This is a genomic window from Microbulbifer maximicatervae (SeqCode), assembly GCF_052467955.1.
On record NZ_CP174329.1, the window covers coordinates 732,422 to 754,984 of the forward strand.

At 46.7% G+C, this 22,563-nt stretch carries 16 protein-coding genes; 2 read left to right on the plus strand and 14 right to left on the minus strand.

Features of this window, described 5'->3' with window-relative positions; translation table 11 throughout:
- Window positions 1-254: 254 nt before the first annotated feature.
- From pepN to ACJJI5_RS03215, 6 genes are all read right to left on the minus strand, one after another.
- Complete coding sequence (gene pepN, locus ACJJI5_RS03190) at window positions 255-2,948, minus strand: aminopeptidase N (RefSeq protein WP_445355493.1); 2,694 nt, start codon at window positions 2,946-2,948, stop codon at window positions 255-257.
- A 139-nt stretch (window positions 2,949-3,087) separates the two neighbouring features.
- The gene (gene aptA / locus ACJJI5_RS03195; RefSeq protein ID WP_445355494.1) at window positions 3,088-4,428 is read right to left on the minus strand and encodes an omega-aminotransferase AptA; all 1,341 of its coding nucleotides are present in this window, start codon (window positions 4,426-4,428) and stop codon (window positions 3,088-3,090) included.
- Window positions 4,429-4,661: 233 nt separating this feature from the next.
- The gene (locus ACJJI5_RS03200; RefSeq protein WP_413663623.1) at window positions 4,662-5,225 is read right to left on the minus strand and encodes a phosphoribosyltransferase; all 564 of its coding nucleotides are present in this window, start codon (window positions 5,223-5,225) and stop codon (window positions 4,662-4,664) included.
- A gap of 11 nt (window positions 5,226-5,236) precedes the next feature.
- Entirely contained in the window at window positions 5,237-6,598 is a 1,362-nt protein-coding gene (locus ACJJI5_RS03205) for an NCS2 family permease (protein ID WP_444895840.1), read from the minus strand.
- 1 nt (window position 6,599) lies between these two features.
- The gene (locus ACJJI5_RS03210) at window positions 6,600-7,385 is read right to left on the minus strand and encodes an outer membrane protein OmpK (protein ID WP_445355495.1); all 786 of its coding nucleotides are present in this window, start codon (window positions 7,383-7,385) and stop codon (window positions 6,600-6,602) included.
- Window positions 7,386-8,150: 765 nt separating this feature from the next.
- Window positions 8,151-9,758, minus strand: coding sequence for an ABC-F family ATPase (locus ACJJI5_RS03215; RefSeq protein ID WP_445355496.1), 1,608 nt, complete (start codon window positions 9,756-9,758; stop codon window positions 8,151-8,153).
- Between the two features lie 505 nt (window positions 9,759-10,263).
- Between ACJJI5_RS03215 and ACJJI5_RS03220 the strand changes: the two genes are divergently transcribed.
- Entirely contained in the window at window positions 10,264-10,680 is a 417-nt protein-coding gene (locus ACJJI5_RS03220; RefSeq protein WP_282930918.1) for a VOC family protein, read from the plus strand.
- Window positions 10,681-10,755: 75 nt separating this feature from the next.
- Here the strand turns inward: ACJJI5_RS03220 and ACJJI5_RS03225 are convergent, their stop codons facing one another.
- The 4 genes from ACJJI5_RS03225 to ACJJI5_RS03240 all read right to left on the minus strand — a co-directional run bounded on the left by ACJJI5_RS03225 (window position 10,756) and on the right by ACJJI5_RS03240 (window position 15,469).
- Window positions 10,756-11,676 (minus strand): DMT family transporter, encoded by a 921-nt coding sequence (locus ACJJI5_RS03225; RefSeq protein WP_445355497.1) that lies wholly within the window; start codon window positions 11,674-11,676, stop codon window positions 10,756-10,758.
- The gene (locus ACJJI5_RS03230) at window positions 11,673-12,263 is read right to left on the minus strand and encodes a cysteine hydrolase family protein (protein WP_445355498.1); all 591 of its coding nucleotides are present in this window, start codon (window positions 12,261-12,263) and stop codon (window positions 11,673-11,675) included. Before ACJJI5_RS03230 ends, ACJJI5_RS03225 begins: the two co-directional genes overlap by 4 nt.
- Before the next feature lie 87 nt (window positions 12,264-12,350).
- Entirely contained in the window at window positions 12,351-13,877 is a 1,527-nt protein-coding gene (locus ACJJI5_RS03235; protein ID WP_445355499.1) for a cryptochrome/photolyase family protein, read from the minus strand.
- A gap of 32 nt (window positions 13,878-13,909) precedes the next feature.
- On the minus strand, window positions 13,910-15,469 hold the full coding sequence (locus tag ACJJI5_RS03240) for an ABC-F family ATP-binding cassette domain-containing protein (protein WP_445355500.1): 1,560 nt from the start codon (window positions 15,467-15,469) through the stop codon (window positions 13,910-13,912).
- Window positions 15,470-15,818: 349 nt separating this feature from the next.
- Here ACJJI5_RS03240 and ACJJI5_RS03245 point away from each other — a divergent pair, with 349 nt between their 5' ends.
- The gene (locus tag ACJJI5_RS03245; RefSeq protein WP_445355501.1) at window positions 15,819-16,502 is read left to right on the plus strand and encodes a glycine-rich domain-containing protein; all 684 of its coding nucleotides are present in this window, start codon (window positions 15,819-15,821) and stop codon (window positions 16,500-16,502) included.
- A 39-nt stretch (window positions 16,503-16,541) separates the two neighbouring features.
- Here ACJJI5_RS03245 and ACJJI5_RS03250 read toward each other — a convergent pair whose 3' ends face one another.
- From ACJJI5_RS03250 to ACJJI5_RS03265, 4 genes are all read right to left on the minus strand, one after another.
- Window positions 16,542-17,738, minus strand: coding sequence for a CaiB/BaiF CoA transferase family protein (locus tag ACJJI5_RS03250; protein WP_445355502.1), 1,197 nt, complete (start codon window positions 17,736-17,738; stop codon window positions 16,542-16,544).
- 53 nt (window positions 17,739-17,791) lie between these two features.
- Window positions 17,792-18,940, minus strand: a complete 1,149-nt coding sequence (locus ACJJI5_RS03255) for an acyl-CoA dehydrogenase family protein (protein WP_445355503.1) — start codon at window positions 18,938-18,940, stop codon at window positions 17,792-17,794.
- Window positions 18,941-19,045: 105 nt separating this feature from the next.
- Entirely contained in the window at window positions 19,046-21,202 is a 2,157-nt protein-coding gene (locus tag ACJJI5_RS03260) for a 3-hydroxyacyl-CoA dehydrogenase NAD-binding domain-containing protein (RefSeq protein ID WP_444907012.1), read from the minus strand.
- A gap of 10 nt (window positions 21,203-21,212) precedes the next feature.
- Window positions 21,213-22,421: an acetyl-CoA C-acetyltransferase gene (locus ACJJI5_RS03265; protein ID WP_444915307.1), complete on the minus strand. Its 1,209-nt coding sequence runs from the start codon at window positions 22,419-22,421 to the stop codon at window positions 21,213-21,215.
- Between the last annotated feature and the right edge of the window lie 142 nt (window positions 22,422-22,563).

The window sequence follows — 22,563 nt, forward strand, 5'->3', positions numbered from 1 at the left end:
GTCTTTCTTTTTAAAACAATGGTTTAAGTAGGAACGCCCGTTAATTTTTTGGGCTTTGAAATGTCACTGTAACAAGATTTTTAGAGAAGAATAAGTATAAGTTAGCTGGTGCAATAGATATGCTTTATTAGGGGGCATTTAGATAAAATATGCACCATTTTATTACGCGTAATACCCGGCCAAAATCCTGGTAAGGGAAACTAAGGGCTGGATATTGCCCTTAGTTCAACATTAATAGCTAGTTTAAAGAAGATCTAGAGTAATCGCTTCCCGATATTGATACAGCGTTCACCGGAATAGCGATGATTTTTTAGTGCTTTTACCAATATGGGCTTAAGTTGTGGTTTTTCTTTTAGTGACTTAGTAATCTCATTTACATTTTCTCTAGAACACATTAGCGGTAGGGCGTAAGCATAAGCAGTAAGCAATTCCTGAGATTCATCTTCATTGACCTGAGCCAGTGAGTCAAAAATCGGTTGGCCGTGGATGTTAAATAGCTCTATTTGCTCTGGTGCAAAAAGGGACTCTGTAATTTTTCGAATTTCACTTAACTTGAATTTGTCTCGATTAGATATAAGGTTATCTACCCACTTTGATTTGTTTTCGGATTGGGGGCGAATAACTTCAGCAGATAGTGCGTTGAGTTTAGATCTGTCGGAGTTATCTTTTGCCAATTCTCTTGTGATTGCCTGCTCATAATCTGAGAATAGATAACGATTCTGCAACTTGATAAGTTTCCAGCGCATATCAGGATCGAGTTCCAGCCCTTTAATGGCAAACTCTCCCATTAACAGGTCTCTAGCATGACTTAATGCTGGTGTGGAGTGGGCGATATTGGTAAAAACACCAAACCAGACTTTTTGTTGATCACTATCTTCAGCCGCCTCTAGTAGTTGACCCCAGATAAAGCTCTCAACAGTCTGAGTAAGTTCGTTACGGCGCTTTGTACTTAGGGGGATTTGAGTCAGAAAATCGTAAGTGAATTCAATATATCTGGCATTCAAACGAATAATATTGATGTCCTTTTCGTCGGCGCCATTATTCACTATAAAACTAATATACTCATCCAGGGGCAGTTTTGCGTCATAGGTGCTATCAAATAGGCTTTGCCAGAACATTAGTCGTGCAAACGGTTCTTCAATATCATTGATATGCTGAGCCATATTCTTGATGGTAACTTCATCCAGATTTACCTTCACATAGGCCCAATCTTCTTCATTGGGGTATAGCCCCTCTGGGCAGGGTAGCCCCACGGCTTCTTTTACTTCGGTTCTGGCACCACTATAAAGCACTGGAAGGGTTGCAACCCGTTTCATACTTCCAGCTTTCCTTTGGTAAACCCCCAGCTGTGTGCGCTGTTCCCTTAATATCGGGTATTCCTCTGGTGCTGTTTGCTGAATTACCAGATGATTGATTTTGTCATCATCGCACTGGAAGCTGGCTTCAATTGTGTTGAGGCCGGCCTGGTAAAGCCACTGTTGCTGCCAGGAATTAAGATCTTTATCCGCAGCTTTGCCCAGGTGGTTGATAAAGTCATTGAGGGTTGAATTGTCATAAGATAAGGCCTTTAAGTAATTACTGACGCCTTTGCGAAATTCTTCTTTGCCCAAATAGTAGGGCAATTGCTTGAGTACTGAGCCGCCTTTGCCATAAGTAATTCCATCAAAATTGGCAAAGGCTTCGTCAGTATTGTTGACTGGTAGTTGAATAGCGTGGGTAGTGGGGCGTTGATCAGTGTGGTAGGCCCATTGCTTGGCGCCTAAGTAATAGTTCTCCCAAGCGGTAGTGAATTCGCTATTTTCGGCTAGAGCCAGATTGGCCATGTAAGTGGCAAAGCTCTCATTGAGCCAAAGGTCATCCCACCAATTCATGGTGACCAAATTACCAAACCATTGATGGGCCAGCTCATGGGCAATAACATTGGCGAGACGCATCCGCTGGGCCTGGGTCTTCTTTCCTCGGGATATGTAAGAATCGTTAAATGTTACAGCCCCAATATTTTCCATAGCGCCGGCGTTAAAATCAGGTACTAGTATTTGATCATATTTTTTAAATGGATAATCAATTTCAAAGTAGGGCTGAAAGAACTCAAAGGATTGTTTGGTGAAGGTAAACCAGTCTTCTGTTTTTACGTAATTTGCCAGGCTCTGTCTTGCCATTAAGCGAAGGGGAATATCTCCTGCCTTGTCTTCCCAGATGTGGTAAGGACCTGCATGTAAAGAGAATATGTAAGATGAGAATTTCTTGGTTTGAGGGAAAAACCAGTGGTTTGATTTTCTTTTCTCTTCTACTCTCTCCTCTCTTTCCGCGCTAACTACTACCCAGTCTTTTGGAGCCCTTACATCCAGGGTGTAACGCGCTTTCAAATTGGGTTGGTCAAAATGTGGGAATAGGCGATTGGCATCATAAGGTTCAAAGTCCGTATATAAATAGACCTTTTCGTCTTTGGGGTCTTTAAAGCGATGTAATCCTGAGCCATTGTTAGAGTATGGGTGTTGATAATTCACCGTAATCGTGTGGGATTTTTCCGGTAGATTTTGATAATCAATAGAAATAAAGTAGTTGTTGTACTCAAATGGAACAGATCTTCCATCGACCTGGATTGAATCAACCGCACCACCGGAAAAATCGATAGTGAGCGGTTGTTCAAGTATCTTTCTAAAATTAATATCTGCGTGCACAATTCCGGAGAAGTTCTTAGCTTGATTATCCAGATTGATGCTCAGCCGATAGTCCACTTCAGCAATTTGCTGACGGCGAATATCAGCATAAGATTCTGAAAGTCCTGGGGCTGTGGTTCTAATAGGAGATGAAATTTTCTTTGCTGGTGAGCTTATTTCTTGTTTAGTAGCTCTTTGCTCGCAGGAACTTAATAAAATACCACATAGAATCACTATAACCACTTTGTACTTTAGTAATACCTTTGTAAGGCGAATATATTTGTTCATGGCGCTATTTTTAATATAGAGTTATTGAATTACTATTTGCGATTTACTTTGTATCATTAAAGATAGCTAGGCGGCGATATAAATTTTCCGTATCAGTAGGGGGAATCTTTTATATAGAGTGAGAAGGAGTAGGTTCTGGCTACTGGCCGTTTGCGACCTCAGTAATTGATTCCGCTAATGCGTTGATAACTCCGTCAATCTCCTCTATCTGTGCTATAAATGGGACGCCGATTTGCAATGTGTCGCCGCCGTAGCGAATATAAAAGCCTTTTTCCCACATCTTCATAGCAATTAAGTAAGGCCTGAGTAATGGCTCATCTAGAGCTGATTCGATTGTCAGGCCTGCGGCGAGTCCACAATTACGAATATCTTCTATTAACGGTAATCCATTGAGTTGATGGATATGGTCTTCCAGGATATGGGCAAGCTCCGCAGATCTCTCAAATAAATTTTCTTTCTTTAAAATATCCAGTGTCGCCAATGCCGCTGCGCAGGCTAGTGGGTGCCCAGAGTAGGTATAGCCGTGGGGAAGCTCCAGTTGGTATTGAGGTCCTCCATTTTCCATGAATATCTCGTAGATATCTTGACGCACAGCCACAGCGCCCATGGGAACAGCGCCATTTGTAAGCTGTTTGGCTGTATTGAGCATATCCGGGGTCACTCCAAAAAACTCTGCTCCGGTGGCTTTCCCCATGCGTCCGAAAGCGGTAATGACTTCATCAAATATCAACAATATGTCGTATTGAGTACATATTTCCCTAAGGCGATGGAGATAGCCTTTTGGTGGGGGCAATACTCCCGCAGACCCCGCTACGGGCTCGACAATAACAGCTGCAATGTTTTCAGAACCGTGCAGTTTGATAAGTTCCAGCAGTTCGTCTGCCAGGAAACTTCCCTGTTCAGGTTGTCCTTTAGCAAAACGGTTCTGGGGTAAAAGGGTATGGCGAAGGTGATCGGAATCTAAAGATGAACCAAAGATTGCTCGATTAGTGCTAATACCCCCCACACTAAGACCGCCAAAATTAACTCCGTGATAGCCTTTCACGCGTCCGATGAATTTTGTTTTCCCTGGAGCGCCGATCTTCTGCCAGTAGGCTCTAGCTATTTTTAGAGAGGTTTCTGCGGATTCAGAGCCGGAGTTTGTAAAGAAAATACGATTGAGCCCCATGGGCATCATCTGGCTGACACGCTCCGCTAGTTGGAAGGCTCCCGGGTGGCCATATTGGAAAGCGGGGGCATAATCCAGAAGGGCTGCTTGTCGGGTAATGGAGTCAATTATCTCCGGGCGGTTGTGTCCAGCACCACAGGTCCATAAGCCAGAGAGACTATCGAATATGGGGCGGCCATCAGCACTACGGTAATAGCAGCCGTCGGCTGAGGTAATAATACGGGGATCTCTTTTGAATTGACGATTCCCGGTAAAAGGCATCCAGTAAGCATCGAGCTGCGATTTACTAAGTCCCGCTGATTTGTCGTTCATTTTTATTTTCCGACATTTGGCCTTATCGCATTAATTTTGGACCAACTTTTCTACTTTATAAATTGATTCTCACTAACTTTAGTTTCATAAGTGGGGTTTATTAATAGAGTATTGAAGTATTGCCTATGGCAGGAGTTGAGTGCCGGGGGAGGGTTTGCCGGAATGGCCTAAGGGAGAGAGGGAGATGAGAGGAGAAGAGAACCGGGGGCATTAGCCCCCGGTAATATTGCTGATTAAACAGCAGTGGCGATTCTGTCCACATAGGGGGCGAGTTCTGGTTTGTTCTCCAGAATCTCCTGCCGGGATAGACCGTCGATCTCGTGGGGGAATACCAACCACTCTTCGGTCTTGTGGATAAAGTAATCCGGCTCGCGCTTGGCCTTGTTGTTCTTCGGCTTGTAGTAAGGGGTCGCGATACGAATCTCCGGCGTGTTCTTCTTACAGGCAGCGCGCAGGTCTTCGATAGTTTGCTCAATACTCAGGCCAGAGTCGTGCACATCGTCCACGATCAACAGGGAGTCGTGGGACTCCAGGCGCTTGATCAGGTAGTTCAGGCCATGCACGCGCACTTTCTTATCGCGCTCACCGATACCGAGATAGGAGGAAGTGCGGATAGCGATATGGTCTGCATCCACTCCCATCACGTGCAGCAGCTCTTGTACAGCGATGCCCACAGGAGCGCCACCGCGCCAAACACCGACAATATAGTTTGGGCGAAAGCCGTCCTTATAGATTTGCTCGGCGAGAGCATAAGAGTCTATCAGGAGCTGCTGTGCGCTAATAAAGTGCTTTTTCATCAATGTACCCCTCAGAAAAAGGCAAACTTGGCAACAAAGAGTGCCGCTAACACGTAGACACTGATGCTGACGTCTTTGCTACGTCCGCTCAGCGTTTTAATAACTGCGTAGGAAATAAAGCCCAGGGCGATTCCGTGCGCGATCGAGAACGACAAAGGCATCATCACTGCGGCGATTACTGCCGGTGCGGCCTCGGTAATGTCATCCCAATCAATAGATGACATACCGGAAGTCATCAGGACGCCAACATACAGCAGAGCACCTGCGGTTGCATAGGCCGGAATCATACCGATTAGGGGCGAGAAGAAGGTCGCCAACAGGAATAGCCCGGCGCAAACCACAGCGGTCAGGCCTGTGCGACCACCGGCGGTTATACCTGCAGTACTCTCTACATAACAGGTAGTAGTGGAGGAGCCCAGCACAGAACCAACGACAGATGCGGAGCTGTCGGCCATCAGGGCCTTGCCCATTCCAGGCAACTTGCCATCTTTATCCAGCAGTTTGGCGCGGTCGGAGACACTCAACAGGGTGCCTGCGGTGTCGAACAGGTCGACAAACAGGAAGGCAAAGATCACGCTGATCATGCCTACTTCGAAGGCGCCAGCGATATCCAGCTCCAGGTAAGTCGGTGCCAAGCTGGGAGGCGCGGATATCAGACCGGTGAACTCTACCTTACCAATTGCCAGGGCGATGACGGTTACCGCAAGGATACCGATCATCACTGAGCCCAGCATACGGCGATAGGACAGGGCCACAATAATAAAGAAGCCCAGTGCTGCCAGGATCGCCTCAATTGACTTGAGGTCGCCCAGGGTTACCAGCGTTGCGGGGCTGGCCACAACGATACCGGCACTCTTCAGGGCAATGATCGCCAGGAACAGGCCAATACCCGCTGCTAGGGATTGTCGCAGGGAGAGAGGAATACTATCGATAATCCACTCTCGCAGCTTGAAGATACTGAGCAGCAGGAAGATTACCCCTGATATAAACACCGCACCCAGGGCTACTTGCCAGCTGTAGCCCATTTCACCGACGACAACGTAGGCGAAGAAGGCATTGAGGCCCATACCTGGCGCCAATGCGATGGGGTAGTTGGCGTAGAGCCCCATAATTAGGCAGCCAATAGCGGCTGCAAGGCAGGTCGCCATAAACACAGCGCCCTTATCCATACCCGCTGCAGCCAGGATATTGGGGTTCACAAAGATGATGTAGGCCATCGTCAGGAATGTGGTAACGCCGGCAATCACTTCCCGGCGAACATTCGTCTGGCGCTCTGAGAGCTTGAACAACTTCTCCAGGAATGAGGCATTGCCTCCCACCTGCGGGATGTCGGACCCAGGGGTCGCCGATGTTTGGATATCAGTGGGTTTCATATCAGAAGTGGTACTTTACTAGCAGGTTAACGTTGCGCTCGTTGGAATCGACACCATAAGTGCCATCTTTGATTCCGAACTTGTCGTTCCAGTGTACGTACTCAATACCCGCGTACAGGGTCTTGGGTTCACCCCAGGTGGCGCCGGCATCCCATTTCAGCTGGGAGGTAAAGTTAGTGCTCGGGTGTGAATCTTCAGAAGCACTGGTCCAATCGATAAATCCGTCGTAGACAAAGCTGGCATCACCCAGGGTAAAAGGCATGGCCCAAACCAGGGTCAGCTGCTCGTTGCTGGCCTTGTCATCGTTATCGCGGTGGTAAACATTCGCCTGTACAAAGGAGAAACCGGGAACCGCGAGATCAAAGCCCACACCTGTCAGGTAATTGGTGAAGTGGGGGCCTGTGGCCGTCAGGTGATCCGGGTCATCCATATTGCCTATCTCCACAGTTGTGGCGACAAGCACATCGGTAACCGGTCCGAAAGCCAGCTCACTGCCGCTGAGCTTGCCTAAGCTCAGGCGGGGAGAAATCTCACTATACAGCTCATTGGAGCCATCTTCCGAGTCCAGGTAGTCGGCAAAAATAAAGAGGTCACCCCAGCTGTGGCCACTGGCGTGCTCGAAAGTTACTACGGATCTTTCAGAGTCATCCGTGTTGAGGCTGTAGTTAACCTCGTAATCGTGGCCGTAAAGAAGGCTCAGGCTGTTGTCACTCCAGGTCATCTCAGCTTGGGCAGCTACGCACAACAGGCTAGAGGCCAGCAGTAGCAGGGGCTTGGTTGGTTTCATTCTATTACCTCTGTTACAGCGACAGGCGAATTTCGCACTGGCGGCCGATGAGAAAATCGGCAGTTGGTTAAAAAATAGTCGCGGAATGTACCAGAACTTAACCCCTGTTTTCCAGTGTTTTTTCTCGGCATTTACGCTTTTTTCCGAGCTTTTTAAGTAACTCTGCACCAAAAAATCACGCTTGGGGAAAACGAGATACTCATTTATTGGTTAGCGATGGGGCGGTGTAGCAAAAAAGTATTGTTTAATTGGTTTGATAGTAGGGAATCGCTACATTGCAGGGGCAAATTAGGTAAATAGTCCAGAAAGTCGGCATCTGCTCCCCAGTGGTGCTTGCACAGGCAACATGAATACTTTTGGTGCTTTTAGGGTTCGCGATAGATGTTGTTTAATTTTGATGACACTGGAAGTCATCCGCTTGGTAGCAGAACAAGGGTGATTGAAATGTATCTTATGAGCGCCTTCCTTATATAGACAGGCATCGGCCTGAGGTCGATGGTTATGGTTATAGTTGGGAAAAGTAAATCGATTTTTAACCTGTATAAAAATTATTTGGCTGTTTGGTTTTTTTGCTAGTTCGTAGGAAATTGGCCCAGGAGGGAGTCTGGATGGGATTGCAGTAGCGGGGGGCGACTTTAGGGGGCTCAGGTGATACCTACCGAGCCCCGTATTATCTGGTGGTGATTGGTTACACTTTCCAGCTTTTGAGACCTGGAGCGAGTATTGTTATCGCCCCAATATGTCTTTTCCGGTTCGAGTTTGGAATCAGGCTACCTGCTGTCCTGTACCTGACTGGTGCGCCAGGTATTCCTCGTAAGTGCCTTGAAAATCGATCAGTGCTTGATCTTTGATTTCAATAACTCGGGTTGCCAGAGATGAGACAAACTGACGATCGTGACTCACAAAAATAAGTGTGCCCTCATATTTCTCCAGTGCCTTGTTTAGGGCTTCGATGGCTTCCATGTCCAAGTGGTTGGTTGGCTCATCCATGATGAGCACATTGGTGTCCATCATCATTAGCTTGCCAAACAGCAGGCGATTTTTCTCGCCGCCAGAGCAGACCTTTGCCTTTTTATTGGCATCATCTGCGGTAAATAATAGTCGGCCCAGAATACCCCGCACGGCCAGATCATCGTGCTTGGGGGTGCGCCACTGGGACATCCACTCAAATATCGTCAGGTCACCATCAAAATCTGCACTGCTGTCTTGCGGGCAGTAGCCGATAGCGGCATTTTCTGACCACTTGACGACTCCGCTGTTTGATTGGATCTCATTGACAAGACAGCGCAGGAAGGTTGTTTTACCAACGCCGTTCTCACCGATAATTGCCAGGCGCGCACCGGCTTCCAGCAGCATTTCGCCACCTTGAAATAGCGTTTCACTATTAAAACCATGGGTAAGCCCCTCAAGAGTCAGCGCCTGGCGGTGCAATTTTTTACACTGGTTAAACGTAATATAAGGGCTGACCCGACTGGAGGGTTTGATTTCGTCCAGCTTGATTTTTTCCATCTTCTTCGCGCGGGAGCTGGCTTGCTTGGCTTTGGATGCATTGGCAGAAAAGCGGTTCACAAAGCTCTGCAACTCGTCCAGTTCGGCACTTTTCTTGGCATTCTCTGCGTGAAGTTGTTCTTGTATTAGCGTGGAGGCCGCAACAAAGTCCTCATAATTGCCGGGGAAAACCCGCAATTCACCATAATCTATGTCGGCCATATGGGTGCAGACAGAGTTCAGGAAGTGGCGATCGTGGGAAATGATGACCATGGTGCTTTTGCGTTGATTCAGTACATCTGCCAACCACTTGATGGTGTGGATGTCCAGGTTATTGGTCGGCTCATCCAACAATAAAATATCCGGGTCGGCAAATAGCGCTTGGGCGAGTAATACACGCAATTTCCAGCCGGGAGCTACCTGTTTCATCAGGCCAAAATGCAGGGATTCATCGATGCCAGCTTCAAGCAGGATTTCTCCCGCACGGCTCTCTGCGCTATAGCCATCCAGCTCAGCAAATTGGACTTCAAGCTCGGCTACGCGCATGCCGTCTTCTTCGCTCATTTCCGGTAGCGAGTATATACGGTCACGTTCCTGTTTAATTTCCCACAGGCGGACATCTCCCATGATGACCGCATCGACGACGGTGTACTCTTCAAATGCAAACTGGTCCTGGCTCAAAGTACCCAAGGTGCATCCAGGCTCAATGGATACGTTGCCGGCCGAGGGCGCCAAGGCACCACTCAGGATCTTCATAAAGGTTGACTTTCCACATCCATTGGCCCCGATAAGGCCATATCGGTTGCCATTGCCGAACTTTACAGAAATGTTTTCAAACAGTGGTTGGGCACCAAACTGCATGGTGATATTCGCGGTGGAGATCAAGAGCGTATTCCTGAGGATTACAAATGGGCTCTGGTAAGCCAGTTTCGCCAAAATAGGAGGCGTGATGTGGGGGCCGCACTATAAGGATTTGGCGCTGAAGTGTCGAGGAGTACGTTCAATAACTAAGCAGTTTCTCCGCGGGTTCGATATTAGAGATTGAAATATATATGTTAAAGTATACTCCTAGGCTAGGAGGATATTCCATTTCGGGGTGGGGTGCGATGATATGCATCTGTATACTCCCTGAGTTCGGGCTCTTTAGCTAAAGCTATGGGCCCTAATATTAGGAATATTCCCGGTATAAGTTGCCAGCGCGTAAAGCGGCCACTTTTATTTAAATAATTAACGGGATCACTTGATCTTATTTGTATCCTTTGGGTGGCTCCGACGGCAAAGTAAATGTTAATGCTGTCAGGGGGGGGGAGGGTTGAAGGGCTAATGACTAGCAGATGTCAGTCAATCAATTTTTGATCTCTATGAGGAGCTAGCAAAGGTTGGAGGCTATATGAAATCGAATTGTTTGCACCTTGCGATTCCGGCAGGGGACCTGGAAACCGCCAAGAAATTCTATTGCGATGTCTTAGGCTGCAAGACCGGCAACAGTGAAGAAGGTCGCTGGGTAGATATCGACTTTTGGGGTAACGAACTCACCCTGCACCAGAGTGAGGAGAAGCTCCCCAATGTTCGCCACAAGGTGGATATGGGAGAAGTGGCTGTTCCTCATTTTGGCATTCACCTGCCGGAAGATGAGTTTCAGGCACTGAAAGGCCGTATCGAAGCTGCTGGGCTGGAATACCTGGACAAACCCTACCGTCGCTTTGTCGGCAATGAATATGAACAGGAAACTTTCTTTATCGAAGATCCAAATGGCAACGTTCTGGAAATGAAAACGATGGTTAATCCTGAACTGATGTTCAAGTAATCGTCTGGGCCCTGCAGATAATTGAATCTGTGGGGCTGGGTTTCTCCCGCTATTCCCTGTCCTCGTTTATCCTTGCTAAGAATGAGATGCCTTAATCTGGGGTTGAGTTCTGATTGCCTGAATAATACCTCCGATAACTATCAGTAAGCTGCCGGCATAAGTATTCCAGGTTGGTAGTGTGCTATAAACAAACCAATCCAATATGCCGGAGAAAATCAGGCTTGTATATAAATAGGGAGATAAGCTGGCAGGTCTGTTTACCCGACGATAGGCTTTAGTGCGTAAGGATTGATTGCTGATTGTCGCCAGGCTAAAAGCAATAATCACAATCACAAAACTTACCGAGTCCGATAGAGATACCGCGACTTTCGCAAGCTCCCCAAGATTTCCTTCAATCAATAAAATGGCAAGCATATAGAGGCTGGATAGGCCGAACATCTTGGTGGTTGAAGATATTGTATTTTGCTTCTTTGAAGAGTGGTGCATTACAAACTGTGAACAAGCTCCAAAGAAGCCCGATAGCAGGCCCACTATCATATAGCTATCAAAGCCAGCAGTTGGCTTCAATATAAAAGCAACGCCGATAAAGCTGATTAAACAGGCCGCTAATGTCTTCTTTTTTATCGGATCCTTTTTGGCAAACCGGGTAATAAAAGGGAGAAATAAACCTGACGTTGAAAATAGAAGGGCGGCGACAAGTAAAGAGCCTTTGGACAAATAATAAAACAGGCAATACTGAGCGAGACAAGTGAATAACGCCCTTGCACCATCAATCCTGTCTATTCGATGAGTTACAGGGTTTTCATCGAAAACAACGAGGCAAATCCAGGTTAGGAGTAAAAATGGGGCAAAGAAACGAATAAAGACCACCAGGGATAAGGAGCTAAAAGTAGTTAGTTCTTTACCAAATAGCCCGGTTAGCGACATACAGCTGGCCGCCAGAATTGCGGTAATGACACTTAGGGCAAATTCTCTATTGGAAATGCGGGTATTCATGATTTACTAGCACCTTCACTAGCAATAATCTCACCGACAGTTTTTACACTGCCTATCTTTGTGAGGAAGTTCAGGCTATTCTGTTTATTGTTTTCCGTGTCAGATTCACAGGCATCTGAGGCAATGAATACTGAAAAGTCTCTATCGTGAGCTTCCCTGGCCGTCAGTTCGACTGTATTTTGTGTTGATACCCCACAGAGAATAATCCTTTCTATATTGTGGCTAGTAATAAGTACTGGGAGTTCGGTCCCATAGAAGCCACTGACACGCCTCTTATAAATAGATATATCGCTATCAGTAATATTGAGTTCATCAACAAAAGCAGTGCCCCAGCTTTTCTGACGGAGGGCGCCTATATCTTTGATATAGCTGAAGAGAGGAGAGTTAGAGGAAGCTTCCCTGTAGTCGGTGGAAAAAGCGACCCTGATATGGCAAATAAGATGACGTCGTGCTCTTCCCCACGTAAGGAGTTTATTGGTGTTCTCAATAACTCTATTCTTATAGACTCTTGGGGCCGCTGCTGATATTTTTCCCTTTGGGTGACAAATATCGTTGATAAAATCGAGGGTAATGATTGCAGTCTTCATGACCAGAGTCTATTGAGGCGAGTATTGGCTTAGTTTAGTAATGATTAAGGAAGCCTTCGATAAAGGATTTTATGATCTATATAGAGATTACGATTTCTTTGTCATAAATTGCTTTGCCCTTTTTTTTATTGCTGTCACTTCACTCTTCTCAAGCTTATCCAAAAGGCTGAACATCATTGTCATTCTATGATTGCCCTCTAGCATTTTTCTTTTTTCAATTAAGAAATTCCAGTAGAGGCTGTTAAATGGGCAGGCCTTCTCTCCAGTTCGTTGTTTGACGTCATAAATACAGTCGCTGCAATAGTTGCTCATTTTGTTGATATAGGAGCCACTACTAATATAGGGCTTTGTTGCAACCAATCCACCATCGGCGAACTGGCTCATTCCCCGGGTGTTAGGCATTTCAACCCACTGAATAGCATCTATGTAAATACCGAGATACCAACTTTCCACCTGGTCAGGGTCAGTTTGTGTTAATAGCGCAAAATTACCGGTAATCATAAGCCTTTGGATATGGTGAGCATAGGCATTTTCCAAGCTATTCCTGATGGTGTTGTGAAGGCAGTTCATGGACGTTTTGGCATCCCAGAAAAAATCTGGCAAATTATTTTTATTCTTCAACTTATTCTGATGCTCATAACTGGGCATAGACATCCAGTAGACACCGCGCATATATTCTCGCCAGCCCAATATTTGGCGTACAAAACCTTCAATCTGGTTTAGTCCTATTGGAATTTTTCCATCTTCCCAAGATTTTATCGCTGTATCGATAACCTCTTTTGGAGATATGAGTTTACTATTTAGGGAGAAGCTAATTCGGCTGTGATAAAGAAAGGCTTCATCTGGATCCATTGCGTCCTGAAAATCGCCAAAATGAGCAAGTAGATATTTACAAAAATGACGAAGTAGTTTTATAGATTCCTCCCTGCTGGTTGGCCATATAAAATTCTCTGGATCAATCTCTCCAATACTATTAACTCCAGAATTTTTTATACGGGATAAAGTTGAAGTGACATTACTTGTTATTTTTCCCTGCTTGGGTTTGCCCAGCTTTCCATTCCATTTCTTTCTATTGCTTTGGTCGAAATTCCACTTTCCCCCTTCAGGTTTTCCATTGTTCATCAGAATGTCATGCTTCTTCCGCATATAGTGGTAGAAGCTTTCCATAAGTAGCGATTTTTTCCCCTGGAAGAAGTCTGCCAGCTCTTTTCGGGTGGTTAAAAAGTGCTCAGTATCGTAGGCTTGAAATTCTATCGATAGTCTCTTTTCTAGTTGTAGCAGCTGCTGATCTAGTCGGTACTCATCGGGAAGTTGGTACTCAAATTTTTCAATTTTGTGTTTTCTAATAATATCTTCGATATTTTTTGTAAGGTTTTGTTTGTTGTTTTTATCATCTATTCGATAGTAGATGACATTGCAGCCCCTATTTTTAAGCCACTCTGAGAAAATCTGCATAGCTTCAAAAAAGGCAACGATTTTTTGGATGTGGTGAACAACGTAATCAGTCTCTTGGCGCATTTCAGCCATAAAGTAGATCTTATCCTCCTGGTTACCTCTAAACCAGGAGTGTTTTTGGTTCAATTGATCTCCTAATAGCAAGCGCAGCGTTTTCACATCTCACTTCCTTTATTTACGTCTTAATATGCCTATAGATAGACCCTTCTATTCACTCCCACATTTTCTACAAAAGTAGAGTCATGGGAGATCAATAAAAATGTTCCGGGATATTCTATCAGCGCAGCTTCCAGCGCTATACGCGACTCCAGATCCAAGTGATTGTCCGGTTCGTCCAGTAGTAGCAGGTCTGGTGCCTCAGTGCCACGAGTAGCGGCAAGTAAAGCAACCTTTAGTCGCTCCCCTCCACTTAAAGTATTGGTAGAGCGAAGTGCAGAATCACCTCGAATATTCATTGTGGCCAGGGCTGTGCGCCAGAAGTTGGTATCTTTATCAGGGTGCAGGCGGGATAAAGTTTCCAAGGCAGATAGATTTCCATTTAGTTGACTTAGGTTCTGATCCAGATAAAAACAGCTGCCAAAAGTTTTACACAAACCGCTGCGAGGTTTAACTCGACCAGCAATGATCTTTAGTAGCGTTGTCTTTCCGCTACCATTGGCGCCACAAATATGCCAGCGATCGCCACTGTGCATGGTAAGTGATATGGGATCACTCTGAATACCGTAGGGCAGTTTGAGATCCTCAACATGCAGACGAATACCACCCGTTAGCCCTGTTTTGCTAAGTTGCATATTTGGGAGCTTATGACTCTTATAGTCCTTTTGGCAACTTTCTAAATCTAGCTTTAACTTATGGTGCTGACGATCCAGGTTTCTAGTCAGCTTGCCTAAACTTTGCCCTGCACGATCTTTTTTCGCATCTAGTAGCGATTTACATTGGGAACCTTTTAATTTCTTACCCTGGTTTTTTCTGGTTGTAGTTTTTTCAGCAGAACTATGCTTAAGTTTGTTTAGGCTTTTTATATTCTTTTTGGTACTTTCAATTTTCTTTTCTACAGACTGTCTCTGTATCTCTTTTTCTTTCTTGTAGTGTGAATAGTTACCACCATATGTGCGTAGTTTTCCTGAATCTAGTTCCACTATCGTGTCAGCTTGTTGGAGTAAGCTTCGATCATGACTGACCATTAGAATTCCGGCAGAATGGTTTCTAATTTTCTGCTGTAACCATTTTCTACCGTCTGAATCTAGGTGGTTACTAGGCTCATCTAGTAGTAGGTAGTGCTTTTTATGAGAGAAGGCATTGATTAAAGCCAGTCGGACTCTTTCACCACCGCTAAGATTGCCGATAGGAGTGTCTAACGTGAGATTTATTCCGGTGCTGTATAAATGCTGTTGCCAAATTATAGGTAGCTCCCATGAATCTGAGACACGCATCAGATCTTCCTCACTATGATTGCCAGATTCAATACGTGAAAAACAGTCATAGAGGCCCGTAGGGTCGAATATATCTACAATTCTCTTGTTGGAATTGCTGCTCACTTGATCCACTTTAAGGTAGTCCGTATACCAAGTAATACTTCCCTGTTCAGGCTTTAGTTTCCCAATTAAAGCCTCTAAAAAAGTCGATTTCCCACTGCCATTATTTCCCACTAAGCCAGTAAATCCCGGAGGGAAGTCAAGATGGATCCCCTTAAATAGAGATTTCTCAGGGACGTTTAAGTAAAGATTTTTTATAGAACAAATGCTCTGCATGTCACCCTCCGGTAGTCGGAATAGGTGGCGCAATACCATGATCTTGAGAGAAAGTTGTAGAGAATGGAGTACGCCACTTGCACGGGAATTGATGGCCTCTTAAGAAACCGGTTTATCTCCAGTGTGTGCAAGGCTTAATTCATTGGCGTAGATAGCTCCAAAAAGAAAAGTTGTTAAGTGTTAGCTTAATAAAGATTCAAAAATACTTCAAGCCCCAACCTAAAAGCGCTCACTTGGTACTCTCAAATCTTAAAATAGAGTGGTATAAGAGTATTATTGATATTACATTGAGATGATGAATTTTTACGATTTGATTTAGAGTAATAAGTGATTATAAGCGGGGGTTACTATGGTATCTGAAGGTTTTATAGCAATTTGTCTATTGATCGTAAGTACTATGCTTTTTTTCTTTTACCGAAAATCACAACGGGAACGATTTTTAAGAGACTATCAATTCCATCCGTCTCTCAAACAAAGAGTGAAGAACAAATACCCTCATCTCAGCAACAAGCAGCTGGGTATGGTACTCGATGGGTTAAGGGAATATTTTATTATCTGCCAAACGGCTGGTAGACAAATGGTCGCTATGCCATCTCAAGTGATTGATGTCGCTTGGCATGAATTTATATTAAGCACACAGATGTATCGCAATTTTTGTAATAAATCTTTTGGACACTTTCTGCACCACACACCCAATGAAGTTATGCCAGATAAGGATACAGCTAGTGAGGGGATTAAGAGAGTGTGGCGAATTGCTTGTGTTCGTAGTGGTATAAGTCCTTCCAAGCCAAAATGGTTACCTCTGATTTTCTCAATTGATAAAAAGTTGGGGATTAAAGATGGATTTCATTATTCGCTAAACTGTCGTTCGAGAAATAGTCCCGCTGCGGATCACTGTGCCAGTCATATTGGTTGTGCCGCGAGCTGTCAAGGCGGAACTTCCGGCAGTGCCTTCTCTGGAATTTGGGGTGGCGGCTCCTCTTCAGATTCTGGAAGCAGTTGTGGTGGGGGCTGTGGCGGGGGTGGCAGCTAGAGGCAGCTATCACTGCTCTAGCAACCCTGTTCAAGGTGATTAATGAGTGACACCCTGAACTTCGCAAAGCTCTTCAATTTCTTCAGCGCTAAAGCCGAGCTCACCCAGCACAGCGTGATTGTGCTCTCCCAGAGCTGCCCCTCGGTTAAATAAGTGGGGCTTTTGGCCGTTAAATCTAAAGGGTGTGTTGATCTGTTTAATGTCTCCATTCACAGAACAGATCATCTCTCTGGATTGGATAAGATCGCTATCAGCAGCTTCTGTAAAATTAAGTACGGGTTCAATACACGCATCAATATCCTGAAATATATCAATCCATTCTTTCTGGCTTTTTGTGGCAATAATTTCTGCAATATCTTTCTTAAGTGTTTCTTGTTGCCCGTCTTGGACAATGCGAGTCAACCACTCCTTTCGACCTATCTTTGTAAAAAATTGCTCAGCAAATTGTGGCTCTAAACTTCCCACAGAAAGATAGCGGTTATCTGCCGTGCGATAGTAATCATAATAACTTCCACCGTTTAGCAGCTCGGATTCCAGCTTGGGATCGGTATTTAAAGCCAGTGCATTGGCCCCACTAATTGCGTTTAACGCGAAACTACAGTCCGTCATACTGATATCGATATAACTGCCTTCCCCGGTTCTCTGGCGATGATATACCGCAGCCAGTATCGACATAACCGCATGGTGTGAACCGCCGGCGATGTCTGCTATCTGTGTGCCACTCAGGCAGGGACCATGGTCACGGTTGCCGGAATAGCTGGCCAGACCAGATAGTGCGAGATAATTGATATCGTGCCCAGCACGTTGCTTTAATGGTCCAGTCTGGCCATATCCGGTAATCGAACAGTAAATAATGTCTGCGCGCTGTTGGCTTAAGCTTTGGTGGCCAAGGCCCAGCCTATCCATCACTCCGGGGCGGAATTGCTCGATAACAATATCGTATTGCTGAAGCAATCGTTGAATCACCACTTTTGCCTTTGGATTTTTTAGATCGATCGCCAGGGAGCGTTTGTTGCGGTTAATGGTTGCGTGGGCGGCGGATAGGGAAGCCGTGTCATCGACTAAAGGCGGAAAGCCCCGTAGTAAATCTGGGCGTGTGGGAGACTCGATTCTTAGTACTTCGGCGCCCAAGTCCGCCAATAGCATAGTGGCATAGGGACCGGGAAGTAGGGTAGAAAAGTCGAGTACTTTAAGCCCCTCAAGAGGGGCGCAATGATTCTTCGTTTGCTGTTTCACTTTTTATTTCATTATTTTAATTGAGAACAGGAATTTCAATCTAGCACTTTAATTTAGTCATCGCGCAGGAGGTCCCGGGAAATAATTAATTTCATAATTTCATTGGTTCCGGCATAAATACGTGCTACACGAGCATCGGCCCAAGACCGGGCGATGGGGTATTCCCACATATAGCCATAGCCGCCATGTAACTGAACACATTCATCCAAAAGTTTGCATTGGAAATCTGTACTCAATAACTTGGCTTTCGCTGCAGTTGCAACGTCGAGTTCCTTTTTATAGTGAAGCTCCAAGCAGCGATCGATAAATACCCGAAGAGCGGTTAACTCACTGTCCAGTTCAGCCAGTTTGAATTGCGTATTTTGAAAGGCAGCAATAGGTTTACCGAAAGCCTTGCGGTCCCGCACATAATCAATAGTCCATTGCAGGGCTGCTTCTGCATTAGCTATTGCATAAATTGCTACACTCAATCGTTCCTGGGGCAATTCCTGCATTAAATAAATAAATCCTTGCCCCTCTCCTCCGAGAAGGTTATCCACAGGAACTCTGACATCATCAAAAAATAGCTCTGAAGTATCCTGTGCCTTCATGCCTATTTTTTCCAGATTACTACCTTTCTTGAATCCTGGGCTAGCTGCCTCTACAAGGAATAAACTGACTCCAGAGGCCCCTTCGTGAGGGTCAGTTTTGGCTACTACGATAACCAGATCTGCTTGTTGCCCATTGGTAATAAAAATCTTGGAACCATTTAACAGGTAATGATCTCCCTTGCGTACGGCTGTAGTTCTCACCCCCTGGAGATCCGACCCGGCACCGGGTTCCGACATAGCAATCGCGGTAATCATTTCCCCGCTAATGCATTTAGGTAGGTATTTTTTCTTCTGTTCTTCTGTACCGTAATTAATAATGTAGGGCACGGCGATATTGGAGTGCAGGCCCCAGCCAATACCGGAAAGTCCCGCTCGGGCCACCTCCTCATCAATAATGGAGTTGTAGCCATAGTCCAGCCCCAAGCCACCATACTTTTCGTCAACTTGCGGACACAGAAAGCCCATTTCTCCAGCTTTATTCCACAGTTTACGATCTATCTGACCATCTTTTTCCCACTGATGGTGGTAGGGTACAGCTTCATTTTCTAAAAATTTACGTAAAGTTTCTCGAAACTGTTCGTGATCTTCGTTGTAAACAGTTCTTGGTACCATCCTTACACCACCGCATTTTATTACTGAAAAATTGAACCAGTGTTTTGATTGGCGATGTAAACAGCAAGACTTTAAAAGCCTGTTTACATCGCTCAAACCCCTGGGTTAAGGGTTGTCCGCCAGAGCTTTTCCTGACTCTGCCAGATCCAGCAAAATTGCTGGCGGGGCAAATCGATCTCCATAGGCATCAGCCAGTTGCTGGGCGCGTTGGGTAAACGCTTTCAGGCCAAACTGGCTGATGTATTGCAATGCACCACCGGTCCAGGGTGGGAAGCCGATACCGAAGATAGAGCCAATATTGGCATCGCGTACGCTGCGTAGCACATCCTCTTGATAACAGCGAAGTGTCTCCAGAGCCATAATAAACAGCAGCCGTTCCTTCACATCTTCTATCGGCAGTGCCTCTTTGGCGGGGAACTCCTTCTCAAGGCCACTCCATAAGTGCTTTTTCCCGCCCTCAGGGTAAGTATAGAAGCCGCCACCTGCGGCCTTACCAGCGCGACCAACTTCAAGCATTCGGTCGATCACTCCGTCGGCGGGATGCGTGGGGGCGGGTTTACCCTCTTTTTGCAGGTCATTGATGGTCTGCTGGCGTATCCGGCTCATCAGCGTTAGGGAGACCTCGTCACTAACAGCTAGAGGGCCGACTGGGAAGCCAGCTAGGGCTGCGGCATTTTCAATGGTGGCGGGATTAACCCCTTCGCTGAGCATGCCGATACCTTCATTGGTAAAGCAGCCGAATACCCTTGAGGTGAAGAAGCCACGGCTGTCGTTAACAACGATAGGAGTCTTGCCAATCTGCAATACAAAGGCGAAGGCTTGGGCGAGAGTCTCATCACTGGTTTGCTCCCCACAGATAATTTCCACCAGTGGCATCTTGTCGGCAGGGGAGAAGAAATGTAGACCGATAAATTGCTGGGGACGGTCGGAAGCTTGAGCGAGCCCAGTGATCGGCAGTGTCGAAGTGTTGGAGGCAAATACTGCATTTTTCGGCAGCTGTGCTTCGGCTTCCTGGGTAACTTTACGCTTGAGTTCCCGGTCTTCGAAAACTGCTTCTATCACCAACTCACAATCAGCCAGGTCGGTATTGCTGTCTGTGGGCGTGATACGGGAGAGGATCTGATTGACCTTGTCCTCGGTAATGCGACCCCGCTGTAAGCGTTTTTGCAGGGATTTCTCTGCATATTGTTTGCCGGCTAAGGCACCTTCCATGGATACATCTTTTAATACGACATCAACACCTTTACTGGCACAGGCGTAGGCAATGGCTGAGCCCATCATGCCGGCGCCGAGTATGCCAATTTTTTGCATGGGCGACGTTTTATGATCGCGGGCGGCGGCGGGCAGTGATGCTCCGGCTTTGACCTCATTGAGTGCAAACCAGAAAGTACCGATCATGTTTTTGGCAACCTGCCCGCAAGCGAGGCCTACAAAATGTCGGGATTCAATTCGCGTAGCAGTTTCGAAGTCGACCCGGGACCCTTCGACAACGGTTGCCATTATCGACTCTGGCGCCGGCAGACATCCCTTGGTTTTTTTCTCCAGCATTGCTGGGGCGATCATCAGTAACTGCGCATTTTTAGGGTTCTTTGCGTCCCCTCCCGGCATCCGGTAATCCGGTTGATCCCAAGGCTGAGCAACAGGTTGCTCACTATTCTCTCGAATATAAGTGACAGCCTTCTCTAGTAATTCATTTTCACTGGTAACGAGCTGATGTACCAGACCGGCTTTGAGAGCCTGTTGCGGCCTCACCTGTTTTCCTTCCAGTAAGTAGGGTAGAGACTCCTGGATGCCTAAAAGGCGGGGCATACGTACACAGCCGCCACCACCAGGTAGTAAGCCTAATGTGACTTCAGGCAATCCCAGTTTTATTGCGGTGCTATCGATAACAATACGCTGATGGCAGCTGAGGGCAATTTCCCAGCCACCGCCCAAAGCTGTGCCATTAATCGCAGCAACGACGGGTTTACCCTGGGTTTCCAACCAGCGCAGGTTGGCTTTCATTGATTCGCAAGATTCGAAGAAAGGTTTAGCTTCTTCAATTTTTGCCGCAAATAAAGATTTGAGGTCGCCGCCGGCAAAAAAGGTATTTTTTGTGGAGCGAACAATAATTCCAGAAAATTCTTGCTGCTTGAGTTGTTCAACCGCTGCGCTCAGTGACTCGGTAAAATCCCGGTCCATCACATTGGCTGAGGCATTGGGGTTGTCCATGATCAGGTGGACAATATTGTGATCGTCTTTTTCCAGGCGAATGGATTTCATAGTCTGCCCCCTAAACTCTTTCGATAATGGTTGCTACACCCATACCGCCGCCCACACATAGTGTGACCAGGCCGTAGCGAAGTTGCCGTTGTTCCAGCTCATCCAGTACTGTGCCGATCAGCATTGCACCGGTCGCGCCGAGGGGGTGGCCCATAGCGATTGAGCCGCCGTTAACGTTGAGTTTTTGTGGGTCCACGTCTAACTCGTGTTGGAAACGCATCACCACTGCCGCGAAGGCTTCATTCACCTCAAAGAGGTCAATATCCTGCACCGTCAGGCCTGCGGCCTTCAGGGCTTTGCGAGTGGCGGGCGCGGGGCCTGTGAGCATGATAGTAGGCTCAGTGCCCACTACCGCAGCGGAGACAATACGGGCGCGGGGGCTGAGCCCCAGATCCCGCCCGGCCTGTTCACTGCCGATCAGCAGGGCGGCTGCGCCATCGACGATGCCTGAGGAATTTCCCGCAGTGTGAACATGGTTGATTGATTCGACCTGTGGGTAACGGGATATGGCAATGCTGTCGAAGCACAGGTCACCCATCCCGGCAAAGGACGGCTTGAGTTGTGCCAGGGCCTCTATGGACGCATCTGGGCGCACCAGCTGGTCGTGATCGAGAATGGTCAGGCCATTTTGGTCGCGTACGGGAATCACAGATTTTTCGAAAGCACCGCGCTTCCAGGCGGCTGCCGCTTTGTGCTGAGAGTCCAGCGCAAAGTTATCCACATCCTCGCGGGAAAATCCGCCGAGTGTAGCGATCAAGTCCGCGCCAATGCCCTGGGGTGCAAATCCAGTATCTATTGCTGTACGTGGGTCCATCGCCCAGGCGCCGCCGTCGCTGCCCATGGGCACCCGCGACATGGACTCTACGCCTCCGGCCACTACCAGATGCTCCCACCCGGAGCGAACTTTGGTAGCGGCGAGATTGACCGCTTCGGCACCGGAGGCACAGAAGCGATTTAGAGTTACGCCACCGATATCCCAGTCCCAATCGGCAGCTAAAGCTGCAACTTTTGCGATATCGGCACCCTGATCTCCGATCGGTGTAACACAGCCCATAACGATATCGTCCACTTTGGCAGTGTCGAATCTATTGCGGGTCTGTAATTCTTTCAGGAGATCTGAAAGCAGGGTGATAGGTTTGACTTCGTGAAGGGCACCGCTGGATTTGCCTCTGCCCCGCGGGGTGCGGATAGCATCGTAGATGTAGGCTTCGGTTGGCACGGTTTTAGCCTCTTTTTATTTTATGGTTTCGCTTATTACCATAGTGCGGTGCAGCTTGGGTTCAATGATAAAAATTGCCACGGAAGATGACTCAGCTTCCAGGTACTACCGAAAAATTCCTAGTCAAATATCTTTCTATTTA

Excerpts from the sequence above, each read along its gene's own strand:
- pepN (WP_445355493.1), bottom strand. The coding sequence starts at position 2,948 with ATGAACAAATATATTCGCCTTACAAAGGTATTACTAAAGTACAAAGTG.
- aptA (WP_445355494.1), bottom strand. The coding sequence starts at position 4,428 with ATGAACGACAAATCAGCGGGACTTAGTAAATCGCAGCTCGATGCTTAC.
- ACJJI5_RS03200 (WP_413663623.1), bottom strand. The coding sequence starts at position 5,225 with ATGAAAAAGCACTTTATTAGCGCACAGCAGCTCCTGATAGACTCTTAT.
- ACJJI5_RS03205 (WP_444895840.1), bottom strand. The coding sequence starts at position 6,598 with ATGAAACCCACTGATATCCAAACATCGGCGACCCCTGGGTCCGACATC.
- ACJJI5_RS03210 (WP_445355495.1), bottom strand. The coding sequence starts at position 7,385 with ATGAAACCAACCAAGCCCCTGCTACTGCTGGCCTCTAGCCTGTTGTGC.
- ACJJI5_RS03220 (WP_282930918.1), top strand. The coding sequence starts at position 10,264 with ATGAAATCGAATTGTTTGCACCTTGCGATTCCGGCAGGGGACCTGGAA.
- ACJJI5_RS03225 (WP_445355497.1), bottom strand. The coding sequence starts at position 11,676 with ATGAATACCCGCATTTCCAATAGAGAATTTGCCCTAAGTGTCATTACC.
- ACJJI5_RS03230 (WP_445355498.1), bottom strand. The coding sequence starts at position 12,263 with ATGAAGACTGCAATCATTACCCTCGATTTTATCAACGATATTTGTCAC.
- ACJJI5_RS03240 (WP_445355500.1), bottom strand. The coding sequence starts at position 15,469 with ATGCAGAGCATTTGTTCTATAAAAAATCTTTACTTAAACGTCCCTGAG.
- ACJJI5_RS03245 (WP_445355501.1), top strand. The coding sequence starts at position 15,819 with ATGGTATCTGAAGGTTTTATAGCAATTTGTCTATTGATCGTAAGTACT.
- ACJJI5_RS03255 (WP_445355503.1), bottom strand. The coding sequence starts at position 18,940 with ATGGTACCAAGAACTGTTTACAACGAAGATCACGAACAGTTTCGAGAA.
- ACJJI5_RS03260 (WP_444907012.1), bottom strand. The coding sequence starts at position 21,202 with ATGAAATCCATTCGCCTGGAAAAAGACGATCACAATATTGTCCACCTG.